This window comes from Promicromonospora sp. Marseille-Q5078 (assembly GCF_050315395.1).
Taxonomy (GTDB): Bacteria; Actinomycetota; Actinomycetes; order Actinomycetales; family Cellulomonadaceae; genus Isoptericola.
Map to the genome: position 1 here is coordinate 29,842 of NZ_JBNPQG010000002.1, position 12,998 is coordinate 42,839.

General features: G+C 70.2%; 14 protein-coding genes. 5 read left to right on the forward strand and 9 right to left on the reverse strand.

Annotated features, from left to right (window positions below):
* Positions 1–3 precede the first annotated feature (3 nt).
* Positions 4–474 carry a hypothetical protein gene (locus ACQFYA_RS20940; RefSeq protein WP_499127755.1) on the forward strand — a complete coding sequence of 157 codons (471 nt, stop codon included), beginning with the start codon at positions 4–6 and terminating at the stop codon, positions 472–474.
* On the opposite strand, the gene imuA' is transcribed toward ACQFYA_RS20940, so the two are convergent.
* Positions 447–1,190 (reverse strand): DnaE2-dependent mutagenesis accessory factor ImuA', encoded by a 744-nt coding sequence (gene imuA', locus ACQFYA_RS20945; protein WP_499127757.1) that lies wholly within the window; start codon positions 1,188–1,190, stop codon positions 447–449. The two genes, ACQFYA_RS20940 and imuA', sit on opposite strands and share 28 nt — an antisense overlap.
* Positions 1,191–1,623: 433 nt before the next feature.
* Between imuA' and ACQFYA_RS20950 the strand changes: the two genes are divergently transcribed.
* On the forward strand, positions 1,624–1,857 hold the full coding sequence (locus tag ACQFYA_RS20950; RefSeq protein ID WP_499127758.1) for a helix-turn-helix domain-containing protein: 234 nt from the start codon (positions 1,624–1,626) through the stop codon (positions 1,855–1,857).
* Between the two features lie 266 nt (positions 1,858–2,123).
* Complete coding sequence (locus ACQFYA_RS20955) at positions 2,124–2,486, forward strand: histone-like nucleoid-structuring protein Lsr2 (protein WP_499127760.1); 363 nt, start codon at positions 2,124–2,126, stop codon at positions 2,484–2,486.
* A 587-nt stretch (positions 2,487–3,073) separates the two neighbouring features.
* Here ACQFYA_RS20955 and ACQFYA_RS20960 read toward each other — a convergent pair.
* The 6 genes from ACQFYA_RS20960 to ACQFYA_RS20985 all read right to left on the reverse strand — a co-directional run bounded on the left by ACQFYA_RS20960 (position 3,074) and on the right by ACQFYA_RS20985 (position 9,084).
* Positions 3,074–3,247 (reverse strand): hypothetical protein, encoded by a 174-nt coding sequence (locus ACQFYA_RS20960; protein ID WP_499127762.1) that lies wholly within the window; start codon positions 3,245–3,247, stop codon positions 3,074–3,076.
* A gap of 29 nt (positions 3,248–3,276) precedes the next feature.
* A complete protein-coding gene (locus ACQFYA_RS20965) occupies positions 3,277–4,287 on the reverse strand; it encodes an ATP-dependent DNA ligase (protein WP_499127764.1) in 1,011 nt (336 codons plus the stop codon).
* A gap of 204 nt (positions 4,288–4,491) precedes the next feature.
* Entirely contained in the window at positions 4,492–5,568 is a 1,077-nt protein-coding gene (locus tag ACQFYA_RS20970; RefSeq protein ID WP_499127765.1) for a PDDEXK nuclease domain-containing protein, read from the reverse strand.
* A gap of 51 nt (positions 5,569–5,619) precedes the next feature.
* Entirely contained in the window at positions 5,620–7,479 is a 1,860-nt protein-coding gene (locus tag ACQFYA_RS20975; protein WP_499127767.1) for a hypothetical protein, read from the reverse strand.
* A 281-nt stretch (positions 7,480–7,760) separates the two neighbouring features.
* A complete protein-coding gene (locus ACQFYA_RS20980; RefSeq protein ID WP_499127769.1) occupies positions 7,761–8,126 on the reverse strand; it encodes a hypothetical protein in 366 nt (121 codons plus the stop codon).
* A 34-nt stretch (positions 8,127–8,160) separates the two neighbouring features.
* Positions 8,161–9,084 (reverse strand): hypothetical protein, encoded by a 924-nt coding sequence (locus tag ACQFYA_RS20985; protein ID WP_499127770.1) that lies wholly within the window; start codon positions 9,082–9,084, stop codon positions 8,161–8,163.
* 189 nt (positions 9,085–9,273) lie between these two features.
* Here ACQFYA_RS20985 and ACQFYA_RS20990 point away from each other — a divergent pair, with 189 nt between their 5' ends.
* A complete protein-coding gene (locus ACQFYA_RS20990; RefSeq protein ID WP_499127771.1) occupies positions 9,274–9,609 on the forward strand; it encodes a hypothetical protein in 336 nt (111 codons plus the stop codon).
* A 48-nt stretch (positions 9,610–9,657) separates the two neighbouring features.
* Here the strand turns inward: ACQFYA_RS20990 and ACQFYA_RS20995 are convergent, their stop codons facing one another.
* Entirely contained in the window at positions 9,658–10,710 is a 1,053-nt protein-coding gene (locus ACQFYA_RS20995; protein WP_499127773.1) for a hypothetical protein, read from the reverse strand.
* 150 nt (positions 10,711–10,860) lie between these two features.
* On the opposite strand from ACQFYA_RS20995, the gene ACQFYA_RS21000 reads away from it, so the two are divergent.
* Positions 10,861–12,060: a hypothetical protein gene (locus ACQFYA_RS21000; RefSeq protein WP_499127775.1), complete on the forward strand. Its 1,200-nt coding sequence runs from the start codon at positions 10,861–10,863 to the stop codon at positions 12,058–12,060.
* 69 nt (positions 12,061–12,129) lie between these two features.
* Here the strand turns inward: ACQFYA_RS21000 and ACQFYA_RS21005 are convergent, their stop codons facing one another.
* A complete protein-coding gene (locus ACQFYA_RS21005; protein WP_499127777.1) occupies positions 12,130–12,969 on the reverse strand; it encodes a hypothetical protein in 840 nt (279 codons plus the stop codon).
* Positions 12,970–12,998 lie beyond the last annotated feature (29 nt).

A 12,998-nucleotide genomic window follows, 5' to 3' on the forward strand; every position in this document is an offset into this window, starting at 1 on the left:
GACATGCTCACCGTCGACGCGACACCCACCATGCCTGCCGAGGCTTCCTCGAGCCCGATCCGCGCCCTGACATCCGGCGACCGAGTGCGCTTCGCGACCCCTACCCGCGAGGCGGGGCGCTGGTGGACCGTGCGCGCCGGCGATGAGCACTACAGCGTCTTGACCCGCAAGCGCGAGCTCTGGGCCGCGAGCGAGATCGTGTACACGATCATCGACCGCCGCCAGGGCGTGCGCGGACAGTGCAACCTCACCGGTCCAGGGTGGGACGTCGAGGTGCCCGGGGGCTGCGACGCGCTTCTGCGTGCCCTGCAGCGCACAGACGAGCAGCGCGAGCATGTCGCCGACGTCGCCGGTAGAGCCTCTCGATTCGGCGAGCGGAACCTCGAGCTCTCCGACGAGACGATCCCCGTCGAGATCTCCGACTTCCGCCCCGGCCTTCGCGTCGTTCAGCCGAAGGCCGCCAGGGCCTCGTAGCCGCCGTCGCCCTTCCTCTCGGCCGCCCTGTCGTCGTCGCCCTTCACGGGGCCCGGCGGCAGGGCGATGGTCTGTCGCAGCCCGGCTCCGCGGCCGGCGACGTCGACGTCGAGCTCGCAGTGCCTGAGGTAGCCAGCCCCTTCGTCGACGCCGGACCACCGCGCGCCGACGACGTGCAGGCGTAGCGCCGCATGCTCCCACGGCGTCGTGGAGACCAGGCCTGCACCGCGCTCGCGAGCCCGGACGAGCAGTCGCCGGCGCTCCGAAGGCGACAGTGCGATCTGGGGACCGGTGACGACATAGCTCATGCCGTCGAGCAGTGCGGCGACCGTCTCGGCAGGGCGGCCGTGAGTGTCGGGGATGGCGATGACTCGCTCGAGGTCGATGCCACGCTCTGCTGCGGCAAGGTAGCCGGTCTCGGGTGCAGCGACGAACGCGATCCAGTCATCGCGCTCCTGGGACGCCGCCAGCAACGCCAGCAGCAGGTTGGGCGAGCCGGCCACGACGCTGACCGACCCCTGCGGCAGACGGCCCTCCGGGAGGAGGTCGCGTACGCCGATCGGCTCTGGGCGCGCCGGTGTCGCGGCTGCGCCCGGGATCGAGCGCAGGCGCGCACGGCGTTCGACGCCCGGCCCTTCACGCAGTCCGGTGCGCAACTCGGCAGCCGCAAGCGCCGCGCGGGCGGTGGCGAGGGCGTCACTGGTGGGGGCGGTCACGGTCTCGGCCACCTCCAACCATTCGAACTGGTGTTCTATCGTAGGCCCTGTGACGGGTGAGGGTCGGCGTGAGGAGCGCCCGCTGGATGTGCCGCCGGCGGAAGGTTGGTTCTGGCCGGATCAGGATCCGTTGAACAAGGCGCGGGTGCCGCGTCGGGTGTCGCTTCGACCGCAGGGTGATCGACCCGTGATCGTCCGGTTGGTGTGGTCGACGGGGGTCGAGTGGGTGCCGGCGCGGGCGATCAGGTGGACGGACGACCGGGTGCTGGTGATAGCGAAGCCTCCGTACGGGCCGACGAACGCACGCGAGTTGCTGTGCTGGTTGGACGTGGCCGACGTGTTCCGGACGGTTCCTCGCCGTCGGCCGCCCGCAGCGAGCTGAGCCTGTGGACAACGGTCACCGGGGTGGTGTGCGGGCAGCGATGATGGGCGCATGGTTGCCGACGCCGGCGAGGACCGTTCGCCTCGCTTCATGAAGCTCGAGGACGTGGTCTCTGAGCTCGGTGTCTCGCCGACGATCGTCTACGGGCTGTGCCGCAGCGGCGAGCTACCCGCCTTGCAGATCGGACCCAAGAGGGTGTGGCGGATCGAGCGGTCGAAGTTCGAGGAGTACATCGAGGCCCAGTACGCGGTGACGCGCGAACGGGTCGAGCGGGGCGAGTTGTAGTCGTCGAGCCCGATATCCGGTGATCACGTCTCTGGTCGATGCCTCAGGCCCGCGCGCCCACCTGATCCATGAGCAGATCGCCGACGATCTGATCGGAATGGTCGAGGCGCACCGTGGCTCACTAACGACACTGACTCGCGGGTTCTCGACCCGACGCCATCCCGACACGGTTATCCCAAAAATATGTCCGCCGCGCGCCGCAAATTTCGCGCCAGAGACACACCGCGGCATCGGGTTGCTTCCTTCAGTTGCGGCACCCATAGTTTGTGCGGCTGTTCATTTCTCTGAGAGGGGCTCTAGTGGTTCAGAAGAAGCAGATCATTCTCGTCGACGACGTCGATGGCACTGACGCTGACGAGACGGTGACGTTCTCGCTCGATGGCGTCACCTACGAGATCGACCTCACGACCAAGCACGCCGACGAGTTGCGCACCGCCGTGGGCAAGTGGGTGGAGCACGCGCGCAAGACGTCCACACGCTCTGGTCGGCCGTCGGCTCGCAGCGGGGCACGCACCGACCGCGAGCAGCTCGCGAAGATCCGTGAGTGGGCACGAGCGAACGGCCACGAGGTCTCCGACCGCGGTCGCATCGCCGCACCGATCCTCAAGGCGTACCAGGCCGCGCACTGAGCCCGCGGTCCTGAGGACCTTCCTCGGTAGGCGCGTCCCCGGCCGGATGGACAGGGGACGCGCCTGCGCCAGGAACACGTTCGCACCAGTACCAGAAGTCACACCGCGGATCAGGTCAGCCCCCGGGCAGCGCGGGCGCGCTTCGAGGCTGCGGCCTGGTCGATCCGGCACCTGCGGCAGCGGCGCCGCCCGTCGGCGTGCCTGTAGGTGTTCTCGGGCGTGTAGGGGTGCCCCTTCGGGCAGTGCGTCTTGCCCCGGTTGTTCTCCCCCGGGAGGGGACGCTCGACGGTCCCGTGCCGGTACATCCGTTGGTGGTGCAGAGCGCACAGCTCGGCGCGCCGGCTCATGCGCGGGCGGTCGCACCCGTCCACGCTGCACGGCCCCGGCGGCGGAGGAGTCCTGCGCGCCGCGAAGTAGGCGCGCATCCGTGCCTCGGTGGCTGCGTCGATCCGATAACGGCCGTCTGGGTCCTTCGGGTACCCGTGCCGTTGGAGCCAGGCCCGCACCCCCTGCCGGGTGATACCCAAGTCTTTCGCCAGCACGGGCGGTGACGTCCAAGCCCTCTGCACGCCTCGCAGCGTAGAACGTCAGGCGTCGGCGACCCGGATCGTGATGATCCGCTCCCCGTCCTTGAGCTGTTCGTCCAGCAACGGCCGGCCGACCTCGTACGTCGCAGCCTCGACCTCGACCTCCCGCACCTTGGTCTCGTGCGTGCCCGAGTTGTCGGGCGGGATGGTCTCGACGTGCGCGCGCAACTTCACGACCGGAGCGTAGACCGCACCGCCCACACCTACGGGCGCTCCAGGGCGCCGGGAGCTGTGACGCTGGCGACCTCTACGTCCGGCCTTGCGCGCACGAACCGGAGTTGGTGGCGGTACGAGCTGCCCGACCACGCGGCGTCCGCCGACACCTCCACGACCACCGGCTCCACCAATGTCAGCCCCACCGGACCTCGCTCACGCCCGAACCTCCCGAACGCTCCCGCCGGCACGACCGCCGGCCACGGGTGCTCCCCCACCGGCACCCGCAGCACGCCCGCGAGCGCCCGCCGAGCCCCGGGCCTGAGCGGTCCGGTGCGGCCCACGATCCGCAGCCGCCCGGCGATCGGCATGCCGGCCACTATCTGCTCAGGAGCGGCGCGAGGACCGATGACCGCACCGCACACCACGTCCACTGTGCTCCGGTGCTTGACCTTCAACCAGTCGCGGGACCCTCCGCGGTACGGCTGGTCGGCGCCCTTGACGACCAGGCCCTCGATCCCGGCTGCGACGTAGGTGTCGAACCACTCTCGCGCTTCGTCGACGTCCGCGGTCACCGGCGACAGGTTCAGCGGTGGCCGCCACAGTGCCGCGAGGTCTTCCAGCAGCGCCCGGCGCAGGGACCACGGCATGCCCCTCAGGTCGTCGCCACCAGCTGCGAGCACGTCGAACACCGCCATCGACGCGGGCCGGCGTCGCGCATGCTCCGCCGCAGCGCGCGGCCCTCGCCCCATACGCTCCTGCAGCGCTCCGAAGTCCAACCGGCCACCCGACCAGACCACCAGCTCGCCGTCCAGCACCGTCCCGGACGCGAGCTGCTCGCCCGCGGCCGCGGCGATCTCCGGGAACGTCGACGTCAGGTCCGTACCGCGACGCGACCACACCCCCACTCGGTCCCCGACCTTCGAGATAACACCGCGGTAGCCGTCCCATTTCGGCTCAAACCGGGCCCCACCCGGCAGCGCCGAGGACGCCGGGATCCGCTCCACCGCCCGCGCAAGCACCACCTCAACCGGGAGCCTGAGCCCCGGGGGCATGTCCATCAGCCCGGCACGTTGCGCGGGTCGTTCCCGTGCGAGTCCATCTCCGCGATCGTCCCGGCCATGACCCACTCCCCTCGCTCAGCTCACGCCACGGTAGGGAGCCCCACACAATGCACGCACCCGCAGGGTCACCCAGCAGGGCCAGGCACTCGCGGACCTCGGGGTTGCCGCCTGGTGACCCCGGATGTGCGGCGGGATGGACGGTCAGGTGGGCTGCGCTGGGTCGTCGACGTCGTCGAGGCCGTGCTCGAGGACGGCCTCGAGCTCGGCGGCGGTGGGCAGCGCATCTCGCGCGTCGGGCGGCAGGGCCTGGTAGTCGGCGATCGCCATGGGTACCGCCGTGGACGCCAGAGAGAACCGCACGGTCGGGCCGCCCTTGCCGGTGCACATCAGGATCCCCACGGTCGGGGCGTGCTTCGCGGCGTCGCGCAGCTGGTCGTCGACGATCGCGACGTACGTGCCGAGCTGGCCGACGAACCCGGGCTCGAACTTGCCGACCTTCAACTCAATGACGACATATCGCCCCTGGGGAATGTGGAAGAACAAGAGGTCCGGGTAGTGCTCGTCGACCTCGCCGGTGGCGTCGTCGGTGACCGCGAGCCGGACCTGGCGACCGACGAACGCCATCCCCCGCCCGAGCTCAAGCAGCGTGTCCTGCAGCCGGTCCATCAGCGCTTGCTCGACGTCGCGCTCGGCGAGCTGTTCGGTGAGGCCGAGGTGCTCGAAGACGTACGGGTCCTTCACCAGTTGCTGGGCGAGCTCGGAGTCGGCCGGGTCGAGAGCGGCGGCGAAGTTCGACGGTGCGGCACCGATACGCTGGTGCAGCTGCATCTTGATCTGGTGCTCGAGGACGCTGCGCTTCCATCCCTCCGCGGCCGCGCGCTCGGCGTACCAGTCGCGGTCGGCGCGGGAGTGGAGCCGGCTGACGAGGACCATCACGTGGCCCCAGGGCAATTGGTCAGCACGATGCTGACCAAAGTCGCTGAGCGTGGGCCATGCCTCGGCGACCTGGCGCATGTACTTCAGGTTGGTCGGGGAGAAGCCGCGCTGGCCGGGGAACTCCCTCTGGAGGTCGGCGGCGAGACGGTCGATCACCTTCGCTCCCCAACCGGCCGCGCCCTGGCGTTCGAGGATGTCGCGGCCGATCGACCAGTTCAGGTGCAGCAGTTCGGTGTTCGCGGCGCGGGCGGCGCGGAACTGTGTCGCGCGCACGCGGGCCTTGAGGTCGGCCAGCAGGTCGGCGTACCCGGCCGGTTCCAGGGCTGCGTCGTCGGTGGCCATGCCCGCAGTCTGCCCGGACGCTCTGACACCCAGCGCCTCGGCACGCGGTAGTCAGCTGCTGGGCTCGATGGCGCCGAACTCGTCCGGGGGAACGTCCGCGCCCTCGGGCAGCACGATCGCGAGCGGGGTGGGTGTCAGGTCCTCCCGGCCGTCCGGGAAGTCGTTCACCGAGTAGACGCGGTAGGGCGATCGGTCGACGCCGCGGATGGTCACCGGCATGTTGGCCGCGGTGCCCGCCGCGAGCGCCGCGGCCACGGTGTCGGCGTCGACGGCGTGCGCGCGGGGGTGGAAGATCCGGACGGTGAAGGCGAGCGGCTGGCCGTCGACGAGGTAGTGGAGCTTGGACTCGACGAGAATCATGCTCGCCTCGTCCTTGAGGAAGGTGGTGAAGGGCTCGCCTCCGATCCCGGTGAGCGTGACGTCGAGTCCACCGAGGTCGCTGTCGATGATGACGTTGCCCTCGGCCAGCAGGCGCGCCTTACGGGTCTCGGCTCGCTGCGCCAGCGTCATCTGCTCGGGCACGCGCAGGGTGATGTCGAAGCGCCTGGACAGGACCGCGAGGTCGTCGATCAGCTGCCGGTCGTACGCGCTGATCAGGTGGCGGCGCTGATCGTCGGTGTCGCCGTTGGTGCCCATCTGCACCCGCTTCTTTCCCCCGCGCCACAGCTCGAGGATGACCTTGGTGCCGGACTCCAGGTGGTCGATGAGCTGGACCGCGCGCGACGCCTGGGTCGCGTCGCCGCGATGCAGTCGGCTCGCGGAGACGGTGAAGTCGACCGGGACGTTCTCGGTGGGTTCCTTGTGACCGGGGGTCGAGGTTTCCGGGATCGTGATGGTCAGGTCCAGGCCGCACTCGAGTGCGGCCAGGATGCGTCTCCCGCGCTTGCCGGCGTGCCCGTCCATGGTGCCGCGCAGGATCTGCAGGATGTCCCCGCTCGGGGTGGTCACACGCAGGTCGACCTGTCCGCGCACGAGCGGCGGCGGCCGCAGGTGCACATCGACGTCGGTGAGTTCCTTGTCGAACCACTCCGCTCCGGTCAGTTCGACCTTGGCGACCTCGGCGGCGTCCAGGTCGACGGGAGTGCCGAACGCGCGCGCGTCGTCGTAGCGGCGTCGGGCTTCCTCACCGGCTGGGCCGGGTGCGAAGCTGATCCGGCTGCCGAGCGGCTCTTCTTCCATCGCTCGCGGGTGGCGGGGACTCACCCGGGTCGCCACGCCGTCGGGCCCGGTCGTGACCTGCAGATCCCAGTGCAGACTCCGGGCGGCAAGGCTCTCGCCCATGCTGGTGGCGTACTCGTCGATATCCGCGGCAGTGGTCAGCCCCTGGCGCTCGAGCCCGGCGATGCGCAGGTCGTCCATGCGCTGGTCGTGGGTGAAGTGCTTCCACACGCGAGGGTGTTCCGCCAGGGCTAGGTCCAGCCGTGCCTGACCGATGGTTGTGCCTATCTCGACCACGGCCGGCTTGCCCGGCAGGGAGCGCACGAAATCGCGCTCCTTGGGGGTCAGGTTGCAGGGGATGACGAGCACCCACCTGCGCGGCTTGTGCTTCATCGCGGCCTTGAACGACTTGGTGATCTGCTGTCGGCGGGGCCGGAACCCGGCGGAGAACCCCTCGGGGAAGTACTTGAGCTGGTAGATCGTGTCGATCGTGCCGTCGGGCAGGGTGAGGTCGAGGTCGATGCCACCGTCGCCGCCGCGCCCGTCCACGGGTTCGAGCACTCCTGGATCGCCGCGGTGAAGCTCGGTCAGCAGCGCGTTGACGATCCGGTCGAACAAGGGCTGCCCACACGTCTTCCACGGGAACAGGTCGTCGCCAGCCCTACGCATGCGCGTAGCGTACGGATCGCCGCCGACAGGTGCCGCCGGCCCCGAGCTCGTCCCGGCCGACTTCACCCGGCCCGCGGCGGACACGCCGTCATCGTCGACGACGCGGGCCAGAGCGCCAGCGGCCCCAGAACCCCCTGCGTTCGTCCCGGAGGTCGTCGTCGACGGCGAGGCCCGACAGATCATCGGGCACCACCACGACCCGCACCTGCACCCAGTGGCCACCGCTGCCCCCATCGGCAGCGCGCACTCGCCGCAGGTCGTTCTCTCGCAGCATCCTCATGGCCGACTCGACGAGCCGGCCGCACGCTGGGCAGTCGGACCCGTGAGACGTCTCCACCTCGTACATGGGCTCATCCGCATCGTCCTCAAACATCGCGGCCTCCCCCTGGCGCGTCGCTGGTCCGGCACCGCACGCAGCGCGCCATGTTCACCCTGGCGTGCCGCCTGGCGGTGGTGATCTTCTGCAGCTCGCCACGCGTGTGGAACGCGGCGGGCTGCCCGCACCGCCGACACACGATGCCCGCGACCGTCGCGTACGACCTGGTCGTGACGATCGAGGTGAGCGGCGGCACGCCGAGTCCCAGCTCCGCCGCCACCTCCCGCAACGTGTCCGGCCACTGCGCACGACCGAACTCCAGCCGGGGCCCAGCCCAGTACCGCTGCGCCACCCCACGCTCCCACCGCGCCGCCCCGGGCGCGGGGTTGATCGTCAGGTCCAACTCCTCGCTCACCCACCGAACCGTAGTGCCAACCCCGCAGCCGGCTTCACCGCCAGCGACCACCACCCCGCCGGCGAGAACCGACCTCCACCACAGCGAGCGCCCGCGCCGGCGCCGTGCGCTTCAGGTACGACAACCACCCCTGCCGCGACAACAGCGCGCGCTCCCCCTCGACCGCCTCACCGAACTGAGGGAACGACCGCCGGTAGCGGCGCGAGATCCGCACCGCATCATCAGGATGGGCCAGCGCCCACGCCGCCGGCACGCCCCGCACCACCTCGTAGTAGTCCGCCTCCCCCGCCGCCCGAATCACCCCATGGTCAACGAGCACACCGACGTGCTCAGCGTGCCGCCGCAGCGCCCGCCGATGCCCCGCCGCCGCGCGCGCTTCGGCACCCGGCTCACGCGGGCTGTAGGTGTGGAACCTCATCGGCGCACCGAGGTAGATCCGCGCACCCGGCTCCACCGCCGGCGAGCGCCGATGCACCCACGCCGCGAACAGCGAGACACCGAGGGCACGCAGGACGTGCGAACGATGCCGCCCATCGCTGGCCACCTCGTACAGCGACCCATACGGGCCAGGCAGCTCCATCAGCGTCGGCGCGCCCATCTCCCGCACCCAACCCCCGAAATCACCCCGCGCGTACCCCTCGCGCAACCCCTCCAAGATGGAGTCGTACGACTCCGGCCTGTTGTTCACCAGCCCCCACCGCCGCTCGCCGTCGACGGCGGCCAGGTAGTGGAAGTCGACGTGGAGGCGTTCGGTGCCGTGCTCTCGGAAGAGGGTGTAGTTGACGTCGATGTCGACGATCGGGTCGTGGCGGTCGAGGGCGGCCCATCGGTGAGCGAGCCAGGTTCGGGCGTCATGGCCGGCCGCGACGTGGTCAGCGGCCGCGGCATGCAGCTCGGCGTGCAGCTGCGGTGGAAGGGACTCGGCAGCGGGCTCGTCCCACCACTGGTCGATGCTCACCTGAGGTAGTGGATCACGCCCTGCGTCTAGCCATTCGTATCTAGGACAGCGCGCCGAGCGAGGTCGCCAACCAGGATCGCTGTCCACGCGACGGGGTGTGTCCGACCCGTGAGCCCGCGGGCCCCACAGCTGCAGTGCGCTGGCCGGGGGTGCCTCTACGGTGGTGGCACCCGATGAGAGGTGAGACCGATGGAGATTCGCGACTACGCGTCGCCCCGCGAGATTCGCGACGAGCTGCGCGTCTCCCGCTGGCACCGCCTGGCGCTGGTCGCCGCGGTGGCGCTCTGCATCACCAGTGCTGCCATCATGTTCGGGCTGCTCGCCTGGACGCTCCTGGCGGTCATGGGTGCGGTCCCGCGCCTCCCGCTCCCCACCAGCATCCTGGTCAACATCGCGGGCGCCTTCGTCGCGATCGTGTGCTTGCGCGGTGGGCTGCACCTCACGACCTGGAACATCGGGTGCACGCTCTCACGCAGCGAGGCGCGTGATCTGCGCGCGCTCATGGTTCGGCTCGAGCAGGGGTGAGCGGGGCGCGGCAGCATCCCGCCAGCGGTCTGACTGATGTGTCCTCGCTCAGATCCGCAGGCGGTGGTGGCCGCCGTCGATGTAGGCGCAGAACGCGGTTACGAGGAGCAGCACCTGGGCGGTGTTCCGCTTGCTGTACTGCATCCGTGAGACGCGGTGGGCCGACCGGTGCCTGCCGAACGGCCGCGGGATCAAGGCGGCGTCCGTGCCGGGATCGAAGTGCTCGTAGCAGCGTGAGATCGGGCCCATCACCAACGTGGCCCTCACGCCCCACGAGAGCCGCTCCTCGTCGGTGACCTTCGCGCTGGTGTACTGGTTGCGCCCATGCCTTCCGTAGGTCTCCCAGGTGAGCCCCTCGAGCGCAGTGGTCAGCAGCGCCTGCGCAGGCGCGGTGTGCCCGTCACGGATCGCGTCGATCGCGCGGCGGATGAACAGCACGGTCTCGCGCAGCTCGGGAGCCACGAACCCGTCCAACGCGTCGTCGCAGTCGTCGACGATCTGCGGAAGACGCCGCCCCAGGATCGCGCGCCGCGCGGCGGTGTCCGGCGCCTCCAGGAGCGCCCGTGCGATCTCGGTCCGAGGCACCGCGTACACGGTGATGCCGTCCTTCACCAGCGCCTCCATCGCCTCACGGCGGATCGTGAGGCCCCAGAGGTTCCGCGGGAAGAACAGCCGGTCACGTAACCGCCCGAAGTCGGGGCCCAGGTGCCGGAACGTTTCCCGTGCGACTTCGTTCCACCACGCGGCCACCAGAGGCAGCCGCGGCATCGGGAACGTCGGCCCCAAGGAGGCCAGAACCGATGTGCTGATCCGACGGATCTGGTCGCCGAACATGGCGTCCCCGCCCGAGACCTTGAAGGCCTTCATGGCGGTGTCGACCACCGACCACGAGATCACAGGCGGTGGCCGATACCGCAGGACGTCGAAGCTCGAAGCCCCAGCCGGCATCCGTAGCGACGGTCGCCGCCCCAGCGGCTCGTCCGGGTCCTCGTCGTCCGGGCCCTTGCCACCCGCAGCGGGCATCTCCTGCCCGTCGTCCTCACGGCCCGCGTCATCACCGACGTCACCCGCGCCCTGGTCGTCGTCCTCGCCGCTGGCCACGGCAGCAGCGTAGATCCGCCGCTCGAGCCAGGACGGTCGCCGTCGGGTGAGATCCGCACACCCGCGCGAACAGCTATACCCCGCTCCCGTTGGCGTTACCCGCCACGTGTGCAGCCTCCGCACGGCGCGGTGCGGGAGTCGCACCTATCCGTGCGCGTGCATGCGCCCCTAGCCGCGCTCGGCTACGTTCCAGGGATGAGCCGATACACCTTCCAGGACGCACTTCCGCTCGCCGGGAGCAGTGCAGCTCTCGTCACGGCCGCGATCGAGGCTGCCTACCCGATGCCTCTTCCCAAGCTGGCGAAGGCCGCCGGCGTCTCCCGCTTCGCCGCGACCCGTGCGGTCGAGACGGCCCGGGAGGCCGGCATCATGCTGCAGGACGACATGGACCTGTGGGAGTTCAACGACGACCACGAGTTGGCAGATCTGCTGTGCGACCTCGCGTGGCGATTCAGCGGCGTCCGGCGAGGGAAGAGGCCCGACAGCCCTTGGTGGAGCGATTGGCGCCGCTCCGGCAGCGACTGGAGTGACGAGTACCGGTATCGCGAGATCATCCCCGGCTCCCTCTTGGAACCTACCGACGACGACCCCGCGGCTCGGCTTCCCGGCCCTGATCTCGCGACGGTGCGCGCGTTCATCGCTTGGGCACCGGAGCTGATCGGCGCCATGCGTCAGTTCGAGTACGAGGGTCAGTCGGTGTTCAGCCTCTGGCGCAACGAGCGATTGCGCGACATGGTGCACCAGACTCTGCACTTCGGCTCGCCCCTTGCCCGAGCGATCGAGCTCATGCGCGAGGTCGCGAACGCTGACGCCCAGGGCGAGGCCGCCCCCCACGACGTCACGGTGACCGCGCGTGACTGGGCCCAGGCCGTCTACCTGCTGTCCGCCGACGCGCGCGACCTCGTACGCGTGCTCCGCATCCTGCAGGTCGCGATCCGCGAAGCAGGGCTCGTGCACTCCAAGCGCGACCTCGCGCTCAGCCGGCTCGAGCAGATCGACCGACTCGGCTCTGACGACAACTTCAACAACACGCGACTCCAGGAGGCTCTCGACGCCGCCACCGAGGCCCGGACGATCTGGCGCGCGGACGACGCCGAGCTCCACTACAAGAACATTGGGGGCAGCCCCGTCCCGGTCGACGTTGGCACCGCGGGAGACAAGATCTACGCCGTCCGCATGGAGCGGCTCGCAGGCGAGCTCGTCGAGAAGGTCAACGAGATGGCCGCCCACCCCGCGTTCGCCGCGTGGGTGGGAGTCCATCCTGAGGACGCCGCTCGGTTCCCGCTCGTTGCTGAAGCCCCGAACCTGCAGCGCGACCAAGACCGCGAGCGCGACGCTGCTCGCTCCTGACGGCGGAACCTGTGTGCATGGGTTGAGGGGCGAGGCGCCGTGCGCGCCTCGCCCCTCAACTGAGTCGGGTCACTGGGTGATGACCTGGGACTCTCCCATCCGGATCGTCGTCGAGTTGTTGAAGTCGAGCGGGATGGCGCCGGTCTCCCCGATTCCCGCCCACTCGATGGTCCAGTAGGAGGTTGCGGTCACGGTGTACTCGCCCTGGCGGGTGTACGTGTGCCCGCAGTCGGGAGAGGACTTCTTGCCGTACTGGTCCGCGTACGGCGTGCCCGGTCCCTCGCAGGTGACCGTGGTCCCGTCGCCCATGTCCCAGACCACCTTGTCGACCTTCGCCGTGGCCGTGACGGTGAAGCCGCCTGCGGACGCGGTGCGGGTGATCGGTCCCATGGAGGCGCCGTCAGGGTTCTCGGCCCACATCCACGTCGGCAGCCCGACCAGGCCCACGCTGTCGGCGGCGTCCTCGGGCACGATGCCGATGTCGATCGCGTGCAGGCCCATCGCGGCGATGGCCTTGCGCGCCAGGTCCTCGGGGTCCGGCGGCGGGGGCGCATCCGGCGGCTCAGCAGCCCAGAAAAAGTAGGTGGTGGTCGGTCCGCCGCCGACGCCCCCGGGCGCGCCCGCGGTGCCCCACATGACGTTGCAGGCGTGGATCGCGCCGTCGTCGTGCCCCTTCCAGACAGGGTCGCTCTTCGGCGGCTGCGGCTTCGCCAGTCCGATGTAGATGCACGCCTTATCGATGCCCGGCAGCTCGATGCCGATACCGCCTCCGCCGCCGGAGTCCCCACCGCCCGAGTCACCGCCTCCGCCGCCGGAGTCCCCACCGCCCGACTCACCGCCTCCGCCGCCGGAGTCCCCACCGCCGCCGTCATCTGCCCAGATCAGGCAGAATCCCGACGCCTCGTCCATCTTGAGACACTCCGGCTCACCAGCGCTCG